This window comes from Paenibacillus sp. NN59 (assembly GCF_057597225.1).
In genome coordinates this window covers 244,789-264,665 of record NZ_CP199678.1, presented here as the reverse complement: position 1 = coordinate 264,665, position 19,877 = coordinate 244,789, and the positions used below count along the sequence as shown (strand labels likewise).

The 19,877-nt window shown below is 49.0% G+C and carries 13 protein-coding genes; all 13 read right to left on the bottom strand.

Annotation, left to right across the window (positions count from 1 at the left end):
- Positions 1-9: 9 nt before the first annotated feature.
- Positions 10-2,235 (bottom strand): helix-turn-helix domain-containing protein, encoded by a 2,226-nt coding sequence (locus tag ACT89M_RS01195; RefSeq protein ID WP_308723412.1) that lies wholly within the window; start codon positions 2,233-2,235, stop codon positions 10-12.
- Between the two features lie 169 nt (positions 2,236-2,404).
- Complete coding sequence (locus ACT89M_RS01190) at positions 2,405-4,039, bottom strand: type 2 periplasmic-binding domain-containing protein (protein ID WP_154984867.1); 1,635 nt, start codon at positions 4,037-4,039, stop codon at positions 2,405-2,407.
- Between the two features lie 102 nt (positions 4,040-4,141).
- Positions 4,142-5,050 (bottom strand): carbohydrate ABC transporter permease, encoded by a 909-nt coding sequence (locus tag ACT89M_RS01185; protein WP_090924237.1) that lies wholly within the window; start codon positions 5,048-5,050, stop codon positions 4,142-4,144.
- A gap of 15 nt (positions 5,051-5,065) precedes the next feature.
- Positions 5,066-6,043, bottom strand: a complete 978-nt coding sequence (locus ACT89M_RS01180; protein WP_154891520.1) for an ABC transporter permease — start codon at positions 6,041-6,043, stop codon at positions 5,066-5,068.
- A 314-nt stretch (positions 6,044-6,357) separates the two neighbouring features.
- Positions 6,358-7,770, bottom strand: a complete 1,413-nt coding sequence (locus tag ACT89M_RS01175) for an alpha-L-fucosidase (protein WP_154891521.1) — start codon at positions 7,768-7,770, stop codon at positions 6,358-6,360.
- Positions 7,771-8,468: 698 nt separating this feature from the next.
- On the bottom strand, positions 8,469-9,527 hold the full coding sequence (locus tag ACT89M_RS01170; RefSeq protein ID WP_308723413.1) for a Gfo/Idh/MocA family protein: 1,059 nt from the start codon (positions 9,525-9,527) through the stop codon (positions 8,469-8,471).
- Between the two features lie 281 nt (positions 9,528-9,808).
- A complete protein-coding gene (locus ACT89M_RS01165) occupies positions 9,809-10,675 on the bottom strand; it encodes a sugar phosphate isomerase/epimerase family protein (protein ID WP_308723448.1) in 867 nt (288 codons plus the stop codon).
- A gap of 115 nt (positions 10,676-10,790) precedes the next feature.
- On the bottom strand, positions 10,791-12,599 hold the full coding sequence (locus ACT89M_RS01160) for a glycoside hydrolase family 35 protein (RefSeq protein WP_308723414.1): 1,809 nt from the start codon (positions 12,597-12,599) through the stop codon (positions 10,791-10,793).
- Positions 12,587-14,080 carry an alpha-L-fucosidase gene (locus ACT89M_RS01155; RefSeq protein ID WP_308723415.1) on the bottom strand — a complete coding sequence of 498 codons (1,494 nt, stop codon included), beginning with the start codon at positions 14,078-14,080 and terminating at the stop codon, positions 12,587-12,589. Before ACT89M_RS01155 ends, ACT89M_RS01160 begins: the two co-directional genes overlap by 13 nt.
- A 131-nt stretch (positions 14,081-14,211) precedes the next feature.
- Positions 14,212-15,051, bottom strand: coding sequence for a copper homeostasis protein CutC (locus ACT89M_RS01150; RefSeq protein ID WP_154959877.1), 840 nt, complete (start codon positions 15,049-15,051; stop codon positions 14,212-14,214).
- Between the two features lie 76 nt (positions 15,052-15,127).
- A complete protein-coding gene (locus ACT89M_RS01145; RefSeq protein WP_308723416.1) occupies positions 15,128-16,147 on the bottom strand; it encodes a sialidase family protein in 1,020 nt (339 codons plus the stop codon).
- Positions 16,148-16,526: 379 nt separating this feature from the next.
- Positions 16,527-16,718 carry a hypothetical protein gene (locus ACT89M_RS01140; protein ID WP_090924244.1) on the bottom strand — a complete coding sequence of 64 codons (192 nt, stop codon included), beginning with the start codon at positions 16,716-16,718 and terminating at the stop codon, positions 16,527-16,529.
- 243 nt (positions 16,719-16,961) lie between these two features.
- Complete coding sequence (locus ACT89M_RS01135; RefSeq protein ID WP_308723417.1) at positions 16,962-19,745, bottom strand: glycoside hydrolase family 3 C-terminal domain-containing protein; 2,784 nt, start codon at positions 19,743-19,745, stop codon at positions 16,962-16,964.
- Positions 19,746-19,877 lie beyond the last annotated feature (132 nt).

The window sequence follows — 19,877 nt, the reverse complement described above, 5'->3', positions numbered from 1 at the left end:
ACGTCGAGCTTACATCGCCTTGCGATAGTCACTTGGAGCCATGCCCACGACATTTTTAAAAGCGCGGTTGAAGGAATTGTAATTGGTATATCCCACTTCCTCACTGATCTCCTGAATGGCTTTGTCCGTCTGTTGCATGAGCTGTTTTGCTTTTTCGATCCGGTGACTGATGAGCAGATCCACGAATTTCTCCCCGATCTCATCTTTGAAAAGCTTGCTGAGATACTTCGGATTGATATCGAACAGATCACTAAGGTAATTCAGCGACAGATCGGGATTGTTGTAATGCTCTTCGATATATTTGCGAATCTCCAGAATATGTGACCGATGTTTACGAGAGCATTGCAGTGTCTCCATCTGCTTCGCCAACTCACGGAACCCTTCCAGGCACAGCTCGCGCAGATCATCCAGCGTCTCCCAACCTTCTAGCCGTGGTAACAATGGCGTAAATATCGCTGCCCATGACTCCTGATATTCACGCGGAAGCTCGGCAAACTCACGATTATAATGCTGGAACAACAGCTGAACCGTGTTCATAATCTCCTGACGAGACAGAACAGACTGACGAATCTGCTTAAACAGCCGTTCGAAGTGCTGTTCCCAAACATCGTCTGATAGCCGCATTGCCTGCACGAGCAAGGAGATGGTCTTAAGAAACTCATACACATCATTCGTCGAACTCGGTACATCTCCGCACGGTATGATCTGATTGGTGCCCAGAACCGCCTTGTACTCCAGGGCATGCACAGCCTCTTTAAGCGAAGCTCGAAGCCCGCGAATATCCACAGCAACCCTGCCCACACCAATGGTTACGGTAAAATTCAAATACTGACCCACCTGATCCAGATAACCACTGAGCAAGCGTCGCTCTGTCTCTTCAGATTGTTCGGCCTCAGGTAGCCACAGGATGGCATACAATCGCTGACTCGAAACCCACTCTGCCCATACCTCGGTTTCTTCTTGCCTTGCACTTTCCTGCAAAATGCTCGACAGCACAAATTTCAGGAGGGCTTGATCCTGCTGATGATACTCATCCACAAACACGTCGTATCGATCCATCTCCACCACCATTACAGCCCAGCGATGCTCTAATGCCGGTAGCTTGAACTTGCTCATCTCCGCAGATAACTCATGACATGTGTATTCCCGCGTACCTTCCAGCAGTTCCTGAAAGAAGACCTTCTTCTGCAAAATCAGATTCTCTTCATGCTCCTCCTGATATTGCTTCGTCTGGTCGATCATGCGCTCCAGCGTGGTATGAATGAAACGGAATTCATTCTCCTTGCCATAGTTCAGTGGTGACGGTTTCTGTGAGGAGACCGTCTGAATCAGGGTAACAATCTGCTGGATCGGTTTATAGTTTCTACGCGTCACATAGACGACCCACACAACCCCGATCAGCACAACAGCGACGGCGAAAATAAACCAGATATTATAAAATTGCAGCGTAAACTTGATGATTTTTCCGTTATTCAGCCCAGTCTGCACCTTCCAGCCACTATAGCTGGATGTGAATTCTGAGAAAACCTCTCCCGAAGCGGAAGCTGGCTTGGAAGCAAGCATCTCAGCATCAGGCGTACCACCATGCCACAGACTCCCCCCGGATCGGTTATAGATGTTCACAAACGTAAATTCAGGGTCGTACATCTGCATAATGGACTTTTGCAGCGTATTCAACTCCACGTTGGTCACTACAAGACCTCTACCGTTCCCGACATTCCGCACAATCGTAATGACCTGCTCCGCCGATTGGGAAGGAAACGCCTTGAATGACCGTCCGCCGACCCACTTCTGCTCATCCTTCGTCCGGCTGTCTGCAATAAAGGCTGCATCGGGGAATTCGTTGATCGGAACGGCCTTGCCATTGCTAAAAACGGTGTTATCGCTGTACCTGACCAGGTAGACCGAGTCGATCAGCGGATATTCTATCTTCAATTCATCGATGACCTTAACGGCCTGAATGCCGGCATAGACATCCTCGCTGCCAGATACCGAGAAATAATTTTTCAGATTCGAGTTGGTCAAAATCTCGCGCAACACCTTGAAATCGATGGAACGCAAGGAATTATCCAGATACTGTGTCACCTGTGAAGCCAAAAATTCATTAGCCTTGAGCGCTTCTCTCCGGTTCTGCTCATTGAATACCTGAAAGAAAATAAAAAATAAAATCGTCGTCACAATAAAAAAAATAGGCAAATACGATAACAGCAAACGTCTGAACCAATTGTTGTTCATCTCCGCGCCCCCCACCAATCCATTTCATGTTGCATGACGACAACCACTTGCACCTTGCCTCTGTTCACAAAGTTTTCATAATTATGCGTTCATTATATCGAATGACGTGGGGTTGTCATAGGAGAAGACTGCCCCGGTCACGGGTGACAGACGGGACAGTCCTTTTGCATCACTTTTTCTCAATTGCACGCTGATAAATATCCAGATAATTGCTTAATCCAAGCCCATCGAAACCTTTGACGTATGAATCCCAGTCCTTATCAATGCTCTTGCTACCAATGATGAACTGAGCCATATTCGTCTGCACATAATCTTTGATCGCGGTGGTCAGTTGAGCTGCTGTCTCGGTATCTTCTGGACGAATAAATACGTTGGCAGGGTATACTTCTTTCGGAGCGTATGGAGCATATACTTTCGTCGCTTGAGCAAGCCTTGTACCGTATCCTTCAGCAGACAGTGGATCTTGACCCTCTGCAAACAGATTACGGAACGTATTGGACAAATCATGCGCACCGATCTGTGACCAGCTCTCGTTCACAACCACGTTGGGATCACGTTCAGGCAGGTTGTAATAGCTGTATTTGGCAGGTTCGCCGTTGATGTTTTTCTCATCCGGGTCTGCTTTCTTCCAGCCCTTTCCTTCCGTTGGGCCGTACTCTGCGTAGAGTGCACCCTCTTCACTGAACATGTAATCTACAATTTTGATCGCTGCGATCTGTTGTGCTTCGGTCGCTTTGTTGGTGATGGCAAATTCAAACTCACCTACACTTTGCGTTGCTCCAGTCGTCTGCACACCGTCCGGTCCTTTGAGTGGGGGCACGATCTCCCAGTGCTGGTGACGGGTAATTTTTTTGTCATACGTATTCACCAGATAGCTCACCAGTGCCGTTGTAATGGAACCAACCACTTCATCTCCTTCTTTGTTCCCCAGTTGACCAATCGCCTGGTCATTCTGTGTGAAGGAAGCCGGGTCGATCAGGCCATCCGCGTACAGCTTGTGCATGTACTCCAGCCCTTTCTTCCATCCCTCCTGGTTGGCGGCAAAACTCACCTTGCCATCGTTCACGATCAGGTATTTATCGTTATCGTTGTATATGAAGCTGTTCATCAGATAGGCATCGATGTTGCCGTTCCACACATATTTGTTCGGTGCACCTGTGAGCGGAATCTCATCGGCTTTGCCGTTGCCGTTCGGGTCTTGGGTTTTGAACGCCTTCAGAACGGTATACAGTTCATCCGTCGTCGTTGGCATTTTCAGCCCCACCTTATCCAGCCACTCTTGGTTGATCCAATACTTCTGCGCATACGTACAGTGGTAACATTCATTAAAAATAGGCAATGCATAGATGTTACCGTCCGGTGCCGTTATGGCATCCTTGAAATAAGGCTTCTCTTCCATCACTTTGGTGAGGTTCGGGCCGTATTGCTTGATCAGGTCTTGAAGCGGGAGGAACACGCCTTGTTTACCATAGGTTTGAAGATCCGAGGTGGTGAATTTACCGTGCAGGAATACTTCAGGATAATCCCCGCTGGCTAGCAGCAATTGTCTGCGATCCTGCAAAGCGTCTGTCGGGGCCAGATCCCATTTCAAGGTCACGTTGAACTTTTTTTCGATAAACTTGGTGAATTCATTGTCTTCCATCGGTGCTTTACCTTGTGGGGCAAAAAAAGTCATCGTCACCGGGCCGCCGCTCTCGCCGCTCCCCTCGCTACCTGTACCCGCTTTTTCAGATGAACTGCATGCAGATAATATCGTTATCGAAGCTAAGACCAGACACAAAATTGAAATCCAGGATTTTCTCAAGCTGACTCCTCCTTTTTATTCATAACGGCAAACCTTTGGTTAAGCTGTTGGGTTGATATAGCCGGCGTGTGCCCCCACCTCCTTTCATAAACCGGCTACCATCTATCCTTTAAGTGAACCCACCATAACCCCTTTGACGAAGTGTTTTTGCACAAACGGATACATAATCAGAATCGGAATACTGGCGACCACAATCAGCGCATATTTCAGCACCTGCTCGAAGCCCTGATCTCGCATCTGCTGGCTTGTATTCGCAAGCATGGCCGGGTCAGCCGCATTCAGAATTAACAAGTTGCGAAGCACATATTGTAATGGGAACAGTTTCTCTGAACGGAGGTAAATGAGTGCATCAAAGTATGCATTCCAGTGGCCTACTGCGTACATCAGGGTCATGACCGCCAAAATCGGTTTGGAGAGCGGCAGCACCACGCTGATCAGGTAGCGAATATCCCGGCACCCGTCCATCTCGGCAGCTTCACCAAGCTCCTCGGGAATCGACGACTGGAAGAAGGTGCGAGCAACGATGACCTGGAACACGGCAAGCGCTCCGGGCAGCCACATCGCCCAGCGGGTATCCAGCAGATGCAGGTCTTTCATCAACAGGTAGGTCGGAATCAGACCCCCGTCAAAAAACATCGTAATCATCATGAAGATAATGATCGCTCCCCGTCCATAGAACGACTTACGGGAGAGCGGGTAGGCTAGCATAACCGTCAGCGCCACGTTGATGAACGTACCAACCACGGTGTAAATGATCGTGTTGTAAAACCCGAGCATGAGCTGCTGGCTTTTGAAAATGGAGATGTATGCCTTGATGTTGAAATCAACCGGGAACAGCCACACCTGGCCGGAAGTTACGGCACGTGACGAGCTGAATGAGGAACTGACAATGTACAAGAGCGGGTAGAACACCGTTAACAGAATGGCAATCAGAAAGATATAGTTGATGGTCATGAAAATACGGTCGCCAATGGGATCTTTGATTCGGTTCCGATTGATCAGATTAAACATGGACATGCTCCTCCTTTACCACAAGCTGTTCTCGGATACTTTGCGTGAAATGCTATTGACGATGACCAGCAGAATCAGGTTAATGATGGAGTTAAAGAATCCGACAGCCGCGGAGAAGCTGAAATTCGCTCCGATCAGACCGACCTTGTACACGTACGTGGAGATGACCTCCGAAGCACTTGTATTCAGCGGATTTTGCATAAGATAAATTTTCTCGAAACCTACGCCCATAATGCTGCCCAGACTTAGAATCAACATGATTACGGTCACCGGAACAAGGGTGGGAAGGTCGATGTGCCAGATTTTCCGCAACCTTGAGGCGCCATCCATCTTGGCCGCTTCGTACAGGGATGGATCGACTCCAGCCAAGGCCGCGATGTAGATAATGGAGGAATACCCCATGCCCTGCCATACCCCCGACCATACATAGATTGATTTGAAATATTCGGGAATACCCATAAAGTTGGTCATCGGGAAACCCAGCCAGGTAAATAACTTATCTACGACGCCTACATGTGGCGAGAGCATCAGAATGATGATGGATACCATGACAACGGTGGAGATAAAATGCGGTGCATACGTGACCATCTGTACGGTCTTTTTAAAATAACCCGTTCGAATCTCGTTCAGCGCCAAGGCGAGCAAGATCGGTATAGGGAAACCTGCAATGAGGGAATAGAAACTGATGCCAATGGTGTTCTTGATCAGTAGCCAGAAGTTCGGGGAATTGAAGAAGGCTTCAAAATGTTTGAGCCCCACCCATGGGCTACCCCAGATGCCTTTGACTACACTGAAATCTTTAAAGGCAATCTGCACACCCACCATCGGGATGTATTTGAAGATCAATAGATACAACACCGGAGGCAGCACAAGCAGGTACAGCTCCCAGTGCTTTTTGAAGCTTTTGATAAACGGATGCTGCTTCTTGGGCGCTGTCTGACGTAATTGCTGCAGCTCTATGTTCGCAGGTATGCTATCTGTACCTCGACTCATTTGCGTCACTCCTTCTCAGCCTCAAGTGTAATAATACATTACATTTACATCTCTTAAACGTTCGTTTTTGATGCTAATCCGTTGCCTTTAATCTAATCAATGTTAACAATCATATCAGGTAGCGCTTTCTTAATTTGATAGTACCTTGCCGAGGTCTTTTTGATCAATTTGCAATTTTCTCTGACCTCTCTTTATTCTAAAAACCCTTGTGCAGCAAGTGTTTAAAGCCATGTTCTGTGGGGTTCTGTATGTTTATATGTACAAAAATAAAATTCCGGAGGCCCAGATATCTCCCCCGGAATTGACATGCATTTTTATGATTTGGTGATCAATCTAAATGTATGAGTGATCGGTGCTTGGTTGCTTGTAGCGGATCGTGGCAACTCCACGAGCAGCCCTTCTTCGGTCTGCTGAAACGAAAGTACGTCATTCGTACCGATGAGTTCAATACGCTCTACCTTTTCCACATAAGGAATGATCAGGCGCTCTTCCGGGGTCTCGCTCTCGTTGCGATACATGCGGAAGGCATAGACGGTGTGTACGTCTTCTTTCTGTGTAAATGCCCAATCCTTCGTGTAAAACGGTGCGCAAATGCGGGTGCCATAAATGCCCTCGCCGTGTGTGTTCAGCCATTCGCCGAGTCCCTGGATGCCTCGAATTGCCCCTTTAGGTAGACGTCCGTCCGGCTGCGGCCCGACATTCAGTGCCAGATTCCCGCCTTTGGATACCACCTCGAGCAAAATATGTGCAAGCTGCCGGCCTGATTTATACTGATCATCGAAGCCAAAAGCAAAGGAGTGCCCGACGGTAATACAGCTCTCCCACGGGATATTCATCGGATGTTCGGGGATCGTCTGCTCCGGGGTGACGATGTTTTCATACGGCCCGCCTACGGTGCGATCTGCAGACAGAAGCCAAGGCTGCGTGCTCTTTCTCGCCCGCTCGACCACTTCGCCAAGCCGAATATCCTGACCGTGGCGGCCTTCACGTACCCAGCCTGCATCCAGCCACAGACACTCGATCCGTCCATAGTTCGTCAGCAGTTCCATGATCTGCTCATGGGTGAACTCCACGAACTTTTCCCACATCCATGGATACTTGTGTGGATCATAGGAAGGCCCGCGCCACATATGGCGTCCACGCTCCATACCGGGTGCCCAGTAATACGGTGTGTGCCAGTCTGCTTTGGAGAAATACGCAGAGATACCGAGCCCTTTCGCTCGAAAGGCATCAAATAGCGTACGGCAGATATCGGCATATTTGTGCGTGTGAAACGGTGTATCTTTGCCTGTAATCCGGTAATCGGTTGTTTTGGTATCCCACATGCAGAAACCGTCGTGGTGCTTGGTCGTAAACAGGAAGTATTTGAAGCCGTTGTCGGCGGCCATCTGTGCCCATTCCTCGGGCTGGAACCGAATCGGATTGAAGGTTTTGTTCAGGTCAAAATATTCACGCTTGAAGTCCTCCATATCGTCCGTCCAGTCCACATCATCCCGTGACCAGTCGCCATCCTCATCACTCAGCGCCCATGATTCCACCAAGCCGAGCTGCGAGTATGGCCCCCAGTGCATCATCAAACCGAGCTTCTGATCTTTGAACCACTCCAGCCGCTCTAGTAGCAGTGGATCATCCGGCTTTACCCACTCATTCTCTTTACTAAAGTTGTGTACGCCTGCTTCAACGATATGCTCTTCCTGCTCTGGCAGGGGGGAATTGGTTTGAGTCAAAATAAAGCATCTCCTTTAGTTGAAATTTCTCACGCTGTAAAAAAAGATTAAATTTACACTAGGCCACTCCGATTGCAGTACCATCTTTCGATCGCTGTTACCCCCAGATTTCTATGAATTATTTCCCTGATGGGGAAATCCGGTGGTAGCGTATGCTTCCGATGTAGCTTTCTTGCAGAAAGCTTTCAGGCGAGCGCTTCGCTTCTCCAGATTGGTTCTGCACTCTCCGTTTCACGTGTAAATGGATTTTTTATAACGCCAAAGACGGTTTCACCTCGTCGATGGGGTAACTTTCGATACGTCGGGTTACTTATTCCTCCGTTTTAGGTAGAGCAAATGACTTAAGATCACTGGTGAATTTACACTAGACCACTCCGCGGTCAGAACAATCCTCCGAGCGCTGTTACCCCCGGATTTCTATGAATTATTTCCCTGATGGGGAAATCCGGTGGTAGCGTATGCTTCCGATGTAGCTTTCTTGCAGAAAGCTTTCAGGCGAGCGCTTCGCTTCTCCAGATTGGTTCTGCACTCTCCGTTTCACGTGTAAATGATTTTTACAACGGGCAATGACGGTTTCACCTCGTCGATGGGGTAACTTGGATACGTCGGGTTACTTATTCCTCCGTTTGGGTAGAACAAATGACTTAAGATCACTGGTGGATTTACACTACACTGGGTCACTCCGTTTCACGTGTAAATTACAACGTGATCTCTTTACCCTCGCGCGCGGATTCGTAGATGGCGCATAGCATTTTCATGACTTCCACACCGTCTTCGACGGGGCTGAGGGTTTCTTTTCGGCCCTGCGTGCTATCGATAAAGTGGTTGATTTCATTACGGAACGAACCCATGAAGTCAAAGGATTTGAAATCGACCTGCGGTGTCATGTTCAGAATGGTATCGAACTTCTCGCCAACAATTGAAATCTCGGGCTCCAGCTCGGCTCCGCCTTTGTCGCCATACAGCTTAACTGCTGTTTCATCAGCCTTTGCATGCAGAGTGAAGCTGACATCGACCAGCAGGCTTGCTCCGTTTTCAAAACGGATCAATGCATTCGCCATATCCTCCACGGTGTTCTGTTCTGCATCGTAATCGGCAGCCTTATAGAACGAAAGATTGCGAATGTTTGCCCGGTTGCCGAGACGATTGGAGACGTTAGCGGAAACGGATTTCACCTTCGGTCTACCCATCAGGTACCAGCAAATGTCGATAACATGTACGCCGATATCAATTAACGGGCCGCCGCCGGAGCGACTTTTATCCGCAAACCAGCCACCCGGGTTGCCCAGACGGCGCAGACTGGAGGCTTTGGCATAATAGATTTCGCCAAGTTCACCTTCGTCGATGAACTTTTTCAAAATTTGAGCATTGTCACTATAGCGGCGAACAAAGCCTACTTGTAGCAGCTTACCACTGCGATGAACGGCTTTTTCTACCTCTAATGCATCCTCCACAGTCTGGCAGAGGGGTTTCTCGCACAGCACGTTTTTGCCTGCATCCAGCGCCGCAATACTGATTTCGGCGTGCGAATCATTCCAGGTACAGATACTGACCGAATGAATTTCCGGTAGAGCGAGCAAGTCTCTATAGTCCGTAAACACATGGGTTGCTCCATACTGCTTCGCCACATCGGTTGCACGGGTTTCGTTCAGATCACAGATCGCATAAATCTCTACTTCCGGATTACTGGCATACGCTTGCAGGTGGCAATCGGATATCGAACCGGCACCGATGACAGCGACTTTTAATTTGGACATTTACTACCCCTCCAGTGTTAAAAATGAAAAAGAATATCGTTCAGCTCGGCAGAGCCACCTTTTATAAAAAGTTGTACGACCTTGAATCATTCATACTGATTACATTTCAATGTATTTCATCTGAGAGAGAACGGATAACGACGTCTTCTTTCATACAGCCTACTTTTTTACTAAACCTCCTGTATAGAAGACTCCCTACACTGCACCTCACAGCACTAAACCAATCGACACGGGATAGCATAGCGATCCCATATCATAGCAAGACACATAACTACATATTGTCACGCCTCATCCCACAAACGGCGCACGTTATCCATTGCAATGCGCGAGGCGGTTCGGCAATCCTCCATGCCTTCGAATTCAACCGAGATATATCCCTCGTAACCGGACTGCTTCATCACACGAAACACCTCTGGCATGTCGATATCACCATGGCCCACGATAGCACCACGCAGATAATTGCCATGGGAAGTCTGGAACCAGCCTTCGCCGGGATTCCGGGTGGAAGGACGCCAGTAGAAGTCTTTGGCGTGAACGATAGACGCGTGAGCAATGTTATTTTTCACCGCACTCACCGGATCTTCATCCACACAGAGAAAATTCCCGATATCCAGCGTCGTTTTGAAATTTTCCCGACCCGTCTCATGTAACAGCCGCTGAATCCGCTCGCTCGATTGCACATAATATCCGTGGTTCTCCACACTTGTTGTAATGCCAAAGCCTGCGGCATAGTCGGCAATTCGCTGACAGGCTTTGACGAGTACGGGCAGGTCGGCTTCAAACTGTGCTACAGTACCCTCCGGTGCAGGCCGGAAAGCCACATCGTGGCGCATCCGTTTCACACCCAGGGCAGCGGCGACATCCACGTGGCGCATAATACTCTGAATTTCTTCTTCCAAAGTCTCGGCATTCTCCTGAACCGCAAAATTTGCACCAATGGCATAATTGGAGATGTCGATACCAACCTCCCGAGCCGTAGCTTTGATTTCCTCAATTAACGCTGGATTATCGATCAAACTGAAGCCCATCGGTACAATCTCCACATGCTGCCCGCCCTGCTCCGCAATCCACCGAACAGCATCCGGCACAGTCAGCTCCTTACGATCCAACGCTTGCTGCAAACTGTATGTGCTGAGTCCAACTTTCATCTTCCTCATCCTCTCCCTCTCCCTCTCCTGTGATGGGTGTCCATACCCAACGTATACCTTGTTCCAGTCCATAGGGCAATTGCCAATAATCGCATGGCTCACCGATTTTCCTTTTCTAGCCCAATTCCGGCTGATCCACGAACATGACAGCGGCATCTGCCGTCCCATGAAGCTCAAATATAATGATCTCATTCTCCCCTTGACGGAGAAGAGGCGCAGGGACATACAACGTCTGTTGCGGGCCTTTATTCCAGTAGCGCCCCAGATTGAATCCGTTTACATATGCAACTCCTTTTGTCCATCCGTCCAGACGCAGAAAGGTATCCTTTATATCCAACACATCTTCAATATGAAGACTTCCTCGATAAAAAAATGGCTCCTCTGTTACTGTTCTTACGCTACTCTCAAGCTCAGACAGCACAGCAAAAGATAAACCCGAAAGATCGGTCATCGGCAAACAATGAATCGTCCAATCATACAAAAACTGAAATCCATGCCGCACACCCTCCGTAATTCCCTTCGGATCTCTCAGGTACGGCCCATAATTGATTCGCCCCATATTCTCAACAAGAATGAGCAACTCTGCGCCTTCCGCGGGTACTTCAAAGGATATCGTCGCCGTGGGATTTCCACGTTCCAGTACTCCCTGTAAAAGGCCATCTATAAACACCAGTGCCCGATCACGTACCTCCTGAACGACCAACTCCTGGCGCTCTCTTGGCCCGGATATCCACGTCTGGTAACTGATAAATCCGTAATCCTGCCCCAGCTTCTCCATCGGCTCCGGATTTGTACGGTGCATTGGAACAGCCAGTGCATTCAGTTGCTGAAGCAAACTAGCATGTTGCCTCATCTCGACCCTGCCGTAAGCGGCCGTTCCTATAGGTTCTGGTAAAAACAAACCTCCCGTTTCTGAGCTACGATCCTCTTTTTGAGAACCACTATAGCGCGAGAGAACCTCTCTGATCGCATAAAATTTCGCTGTCGGTTCACCTGATTCGCTAAGCAGTGAGTCATAGTCATAACTTGTGATGGTTGGTTCATATTGATCCTTTTGCTGACAGTTCGCCCCATTATAAAATGCAAAATTCGTACCGCCATGGAACATGTAGAAGTTCACCGAAGCGCCTGCTTCTAACATTTCCTCCAGCACTTTAGCTACATCTTCTGCTTCCCGAGTGTGATGAGATTCGCCCCAGTGATCGAACCAGCCATTCCAAAACTCCATACACATAAGCGGTTCCTCTGCTTGATATTCACGCAGCTTGGCAAACGCCCACTCGGTCCCCGACCCAAAATTAACTGTTGCCAAGTGTCCTGGCACGGAACCAGCCTGTAACATGTGATCCGTTGGCCCATCCGAGGTGAACAACAGCACATCCATGCCCCGCTGCACCATGCCATCCCGTAAATATTGCAGATAACTCGCATCGTTTCCGAAGCTGCCGTATTCATTTTCAATCTGCAACGCAATAATGGGACCGCCAGAGGTGCTCAGAAGAGGTTTTAATTTGGGCAAAAGTACATCGTAATACCGATCCACATGCGCCAGAAACGCCGAATCACTGCAACGAAGCCGCAGATGGTCATCCGCAAGCAGCCAGGAAGGCAATCCGCCAAATTCCCACTCCGCACAGATGTAAGGACTTGGACGAACGATCACATGCAGCCCCAAGCTCCCCGCAAGTCGAATAAATTGCTCCACATCCGCCATGCCTTCGAAACAATACATCTCCGGCTGCGGCTCATGCACATTCCATGGCACATAGGTCTCCACCGTATTGAATCCGCAGGCCTTCAGCTTCAGCAGCCGATCCTCCCAATACTCGGGCACCACTCGAAAATAATGAATGGCTCCTGATAGAATCTGAATCGGTTCCCCATCCAGTATGAATTGTGACCCCTGAACCGTCAGTACTGCCATCTCACACGCCCTCCCCGTTCACTGTAAAATAAGCTGAATTTCGATAACGTCGGGAACCATCTGGACTCCTGAATGGTTACTCGAACCCGGCGTGCAGTCACTTTTGGAAAACAGCAAATCCGCTTATACCCAACCACCGTTCCGGCATAGATATCCTGCCACCGACCATCCTCACCGCATACTTCCAGCGTGAATCGTTCGATCCGTTGCCCCGATTGGATGTGCTCCATCAGCATCACACGGTCGAAGGTCTTTTCTTCCGGCAAAATCAATTCAATCCACGCCTGCTCTGTTCCTTCGCGTGGGCACCAATAAGCTTTTGGTTTGCGCTCTCCATACGGATTTAGCACTTGTGAAGCATCATGTGCTTCGTCCATCGTCTCTGAAGCCTTCGCCTGTGCGCCTTGCGCCAAGTCTTCACTGAACGTGGTACGCAGCGCTGAACCTAACTCCCGCAGTCGCTGAACATCATTTTCATGAATCAGACCACGCTTGTCTGGGGGCAGGTTAAGCAAAAAACAGGCGTTGCCGCCCACGGCGCCATAATAAACGGAAAGCAGTTCCTCCAGCGTTTTGACCTGATCATCTTCACTCGCATGATAGAACCAGCCCGGACGTATCGAAGTATTCACCTCGGCAGGATACCACACCAGCTGATCTGCATAATCACGGATAACGCTCCGACTCCCCAGATCACGGTCCTGTGTATTGATTTTCCTCGCAAACGCTCCATCATCCACCTGTTGCGACTGCTCCTGAATCTTCTCATTATCCTGCATATGCGCCGGCACAACGCTCCATTCCGATTCGCGCGTATGTCCTGCCTCATTGCCACACCAGCGTACGTCTGGACCACAAACCGAAATGACCGCTTCTGGCTGAAGCTCACGAATGAGCGCATAATAGGCGGACCAGTCATAGATCTGCCTTTTCCCATTGGGCCCTTCGCCACAAGCTCCATCAAACCAGACACAGAAGATGTCACCGTAGTTCGTCAACAGTTCGCGCAGTTGATGAAGAAAAAAGGCGTTATACCGTTCCGAATCCCCATAACATGCTTCATGGCGATCCCAGGGTGAGAGATACACCCCAAATTTCAACCCGGCGTCACGACAAGCATCCGCAACTTCTCGAACCAGATCACCAGAGCCATTTCGCCATGGACTTGCTGCGACCGTATGATCTGTATAACGGCTAGGCCATAGACAGAATCCGTCATGGTGCTTGCACGTTAAAATTAATCCTTTCATGCCTGCGTCCTTACATGTCTCCACCCATTGCTTTGCGTTTAATTGGGAAGGGTTAAAGATTGCCGGGTCTTCCTCACCCGTCCCCCATTCTCGATCCGTAAATGTGTTCACGGTAAAATGGATAAAAGCATAAAACTCCATCTGCTGCCATCGCATTTGGCGCTCGGATGGGCTGACCTGTGCCGCCGTTTTAATCCAATCCGCTGGTGCTGGTGAAAGCTTTGATTTCATGGCTCACACTCCCTTATATGAAAAGTGCATTTTGCTTTCATTGCTTTTATTGCTTTGTTCTAGCTGCTCATCCGCTTCTTTAACTACCGCTATGTTGGCTGTTTCTAACAGCACCCACACAATGGCTACTATTACCGCAGCTCTTGTACTGCACGAATCAACATTGCTTTGGCCTGAGCGACAAGCTGAGCATCTACAGGATGATCGAAACTGCTTCCACGCCGCACACCCGATCCCATATGAATTTCGGTAATCCCCGTTCGGCTCACGATGGTTGGAATCCCTTCAATCGTGACACCCGAACCCGCCATAATCGATATATTCAACGTCTGTCCTATCTCCTGCAACTGCTGTAGTTCGAGCAAACCCTCAGGTGCTGTAAGTTTCCCTCCCGATGTAAGTACACGCTCAACGACACTCTCCTCGCTCTTACTAACGCTTGCACTCTTGCTCTTGCTCTCACACTCACTCTTGTTTTTCATCTCCCTCTCATACTCATACCTGCCCTTACCCTCGTTCCCTCCATTGACGCTACCAATGCTCTCCAGTGCTCTCACCACATGTGCACTCGAATCGATGGCGCGATGAAACGTAACTCCCATCCCCTGAGCGCTTAACAGACAAGTTTGTAAAAAGGAGCGATCTACTTCTCCCTCATTGGTGAGAGCTCCAATCACGATGCCTGCTGCACCAAGCTCCCTCGCCACACGTATGTCTTGGATCATCGCCTGAAGATCATCAGCGCTATAGCAGAACGAGCGGCTATGGGGCCTTATCATGACATACACTGGAATCGACACCTTGGATACAACCTGTTCAATCTGCCCATAACTGGTCGTAAGACCACCTTCGTTCATAGCCGATACCAGCTCAATCCGATCGGCTCCCCCCTGCTCAGCCGCTTGGGCATCTACTACGTCTACCACAATGACTTCCAAAGTCGGTTGTCTCTTAATGACGTGCCTATTCATAGGAACACCTCCTCACAAGTAACCACGACAGAAAGGACCGATTAAACGCATGATCAGCGTTTCTGCGGTCCTTGCTTTATTCCGATGTGTGAACGTTCAGTTTCCAGAACGCAACCCGGTCTCTTTTCCACGTATACGAGATGTACAGGTTCTGCCCCTGAGATACGATGGCAGGATAAGAATACTCTCCCGGCTCATCTTCAAGCACCCAATCATCTCCCCAGCTCGCACCATTGTCATTCGAAAAAGCAACCACCAGTGGTGTCCGGGGACTCTCTGTCGCATATCCGCTCACGGGATTGTAAACAAGCGCAAGCAAGCCACTCTCCAAGCGTGTGACATCGATTCCGCTATTGTTGTTTGGCAGTTCTGTCGGGTAAGCTTCACACCATGTCCTGCCGCCATCCACCGAGTCGCTACGAAAAATCTTCCCCTCCGTACTGCGAAGCAGCATATGTACATCATTAGCACTTGAAGTCCATAGAGTAGGCTGAATCAGCCCTTTTGCAATCCAATGATCCGCCCCCACATAAACAGACAGGTTCATCGGCACAGGTTTACTTTTCGTCCATGTCATGCTTTCATCGGTTGAAATATCAACAAAAGCTTCCCACACCTGCTTGCCCGGATTCTCCGTGTCCATTCGCTCAATAGAAGCTGGAGCCAAAATCGTTCCGTCCGCTAGTCGTACAGGTTTATTGCGCACCGGACCACGGCCCCCCACATCACCGGGAACCAACTCACGAGCAGCCGTCCACGTCTGCCCGCCATCCTCCGAGCGCATGATGCGCGTATGCCAGTCTGTAATTTCGTGTCCCACCTTGTAAAAGAGGACAAGTGAGCACCCATGTGCATACAGCACCGGGTTCCAATGGGCAATACCTTCTTCATCCGCTACTTTGCGCGGCGCTGACCACAAGCCATCTTGCTCCTGAACAGCCATCCAAATGGCAGTGTCGCTGGATTTTTCATATGAACCTGCAAACCAAGCTGCAATAACCACCCCACCTGGCAAAACAGTGACGGTTGACGCATGACTGCTCTGAAAATGCTGCCCTTCCTGAAAAACATACTGTTTCTCTGCCATCATGATCATGAGTGAGCCCCCTGCCTTTTACTTCTTTCACTGCCTCCATGACTCTTATTGCTTTGACTACCATCACCATTTGTTATTTTTGTTATTTTATTCGTTATTCAATTATAGCTTCAGTTTAAAACGTTAGGTAGTGAACGTCAATACCCGAAGGTGAACCCTAAAACCACAACTTTATAGAATTCACGGTCTACCATGCAACCCTTTGATGGGCGAAAAATTTTTGAGACATGACGCAAAAAAGACGAAGCAGAAGAATCTCTACATCGTCTTTGTATCCTGTGCTAGCATCTTTCTTACCTATTCCTAACCCTTCAAAAAAATAAAGGGCTTTCAAAATTGCTTTTTTCTACCTACTTGTCCCATCGGAAACCACACCGTTTTACTTGTTACGCCGGGCTTTTGTCATTCGGTTAAACATAATCAAAGCCACAATAATCATGGCAAGCATCGCAATATTGCTGGACACCTCTTGCGACAAGCCAAACAACATACATACGTTAGTCACCAGTCCTCGTACGATCAATGCAACAACAATCAGCAAAATCGGACTTAAGTAATTGTATCTTTTCATCGTTTGCCACACCCCTGACCCCATTATTCTGTTTGACCACGATCCCGTAACTCGATCATAACAGTCTGCTCCTCCGGTGACAACAAAAGGACACTGCAGGCAGTGTCCTTTGTTATCATCCCAGTAATGGTTCTAGCACCACACTATTACACTTTCTACTTAGAAAGAGACCCGAATGGATGCAAGTGCCAATCCATTTACATGTCACCTTTTATATCGCAAGCATACCCGTTAAAACCCAACCTACACCTGCTTGAATTCGATCCAATCGATCTGCAGACCTGGTTTGGTAAAGTCGAGCTTGAGTTCATACAGTCCGGCTTCCAGTTGCACCTTCACCAGCTTTTGTCTGATCCATTTGCCTTCAGTACCGTTCGTTTGAATCGTCGTAGCAAGCTGACCATTCAGCAGCACATTACATGCACTTTGCGCCAGTTCAGGCTCAGGTGACATGATCTGCACAATAATCCGGTACTGGCCTGCTTCATACACTTTCATATATACAGGCTCAGTTACCGCAGGTTTTACCTGTGCATTGTCAGCCAGCGACTGGGCGTTTGCCGCAGTCAGAGACGCGTTCGCCTGGAACGCGGCCACGTTCTCTACAATCTCATGTTTGCGTGAGGATACCGGCGCGTTCATGATGAATTTGCAGATGTTGATCGCGGAGCGTTGCAGCTCGCCGCGGGTCAAGGTTCCATTTTCGAGCGATTCCATTGTATTGTCATCCCAGCCGTTGATCTCTGCGCCATAGTTTGGCACAACCATGTACAGGTCGTTCTGAGCGCGAACCATCCAGTTCGTGAACTTGCGATCGGCTTCTCCGCCTTCTACCACATCGTTCATAATGGCCCACCAGTCGGTCATCACAATGCCGTCGAAGTTCCACTCTCCACGCAGAATCGTTGTGTTCAGATCGTAGTTGGATGCAGCCCAGTGTCCGTTAATCGGATTGTAAGAGGTCATGATGGAGTTCGCTCCACCCTCTTTCACCGCAATCTCGAACCCTTTCAGATAAATTTCGCGTAGCGCACGTTCGGATACAACAGCATCGACTTTGCTGCGGTGTTTCTCTTGGTTGTTGCAAGCAAAGTGTTTCAGTGTGGCGTTAGATCCGCCCTTCATAATACCTTTCGTACAAGCAGCGGCAAATACACCCGAGATCAGCGGATCTTCCGAGAAGTACTCGAAGTTACGACCATTCAGCGGACTGCGGCGGATATTGAGTCCAGGTCCGAGTAAGGTGTCCACCTGATTGCGAAGTAGCTCTTGTCCTTCCATCACATACAGTTCTTCTACCAAGTCTGCATTCCACGTTGCCGCTAGCAGCGTTCCGATAGATACTTGTGTTGCTTTTTCCCCACTATCCATACGGATACCAGACGGGCCATCTGCCGTACAGGCAACAGGAATGCCATAGTTAAATAGGCTGTCACTCACACCGCCAAAAGCCGATGCCGTTCCCGAAGTAACCAGTGGACTGCTCATGCCTTCGCCGCGTACAATTGCTGCCAGATCCTGATCACTCAGTTGAGCTACAAAGGCCTCCAGACTCACTTTACCCGCCTTCACGTCACTCAGCTTGTAACCCTGATTTCCCGTCTGCTCCAACGTTTGCGGCAAGTTCTGCGTGATGCGATCCGCGATAGACACTTTGCGCTTTGGAACATCTACATAAGTCAGCTCATATGATCCATCTGCCTTGCGAATGCCCGGTTTCAACCGTGTAAAATCTTCCGTTGGCGCCATCGCTTCCTGCAATTGCTCCACCAGTTGAACCGTGTCCACAACGAAGCCATCTTGGCCATCCACGCCAACATGCTCTACCTGCTTCACACTCGTACCCACATGTAGACGGTACGTTCCAGCTTCAAGCACGTATGCGGAAGCATATCCCGTTACACCCGCATCATCATACGAAGCCATGCGGTTTACCGGGAAATGGATCGTTAACAGCTCGGAATCGCCGGGCTGCAACAGTCCTGTTTTGCCAAAAGCGGCAAGTGCTTTCACCGGTTGTCCCAGTTCCCCTTGCGGTGCTTCATAATACACCTGAACGACCTCTTTACCTGCATAGGTTGTACCGGAGTTGGTCACGTTCACACGAACCTCGATCGATGTCTCACCGTTCTCGGTCACCGTGCGAGCTTCCTCGATTTGTGTAGCAAAAGTGGTGTAAGACAAGCCATAACCGAACTCAAATTGTACTTTTTCAGGTCGAAACGTTTCGAAAAAACGATAACCCACATAAATATCTTCCTGATACAGGTTCTTGAACTCATTTCCGTAGTTGCTTGTGGATGGGTAATCTTCGATGGAATATGCAATCGTATCCGTCAGTTTACCGCTTGGTGTCACGTCTCCAGCCAATACGTCCGCGATCGCGTTACCGCCTTCCATGCCCCCGTGCCAGGAGTAGATCACACCTTGAATCGGATGTAGAACCGTTTCGTTCAGCCAGCTCATATCCATAATATTGGAGACATTAAGTACTACAATTGTATGTTCAAAATGGTTCGTCACATGCTTCAGCATCGCCTTCTCATCGTCGGTCAGACGATAACTTCCGGGTGCATCTGCATTATCCTGATCTTCCCCTGCGGTACGTCCAATGACCACAATGGCTTTACTGGATTTACTTCTAGCCTGTGCAACCAGTTCGTCCGTGAGTGGCATTTCCTTCTGGTTCCATGGCTCGGCCGCCCATACTTTGCCGCCATCGTCAAACGGATTTTCCTCGATCCATTTCTCATAAACCGCTGCCAGTTCTTCATTGACGGTGATGTTCTTTTTACTGCGTAGTCCATCCAGCAGATTCGTGGTATACGCGACATGGACACTCCCGCCTGAACCTGTGCCGCTACGATAATAATTTACTTGAATTCGGCCAAAAATTGAAACGTTTTCGGAACGGCCAAGTGGAAGCACCTGTCCTTCATTTTTAAGCAAAACCGCCCCTTCGGCAGCTACTGTACGACTGAATTCTGCAAACCCTTCCAATGGAACACCAATTAGATTCGTACTCAAAGTGATTTCCCTCCTGAAATGTCATCTCCATATCTGTGTGAAACGGCTATTTATAAACAAGATTAGATCGCACCCCAATTACTACGATGGCAAAATAATCCAAGAATTGCTCTTTCTCATGCTAAGCTCATT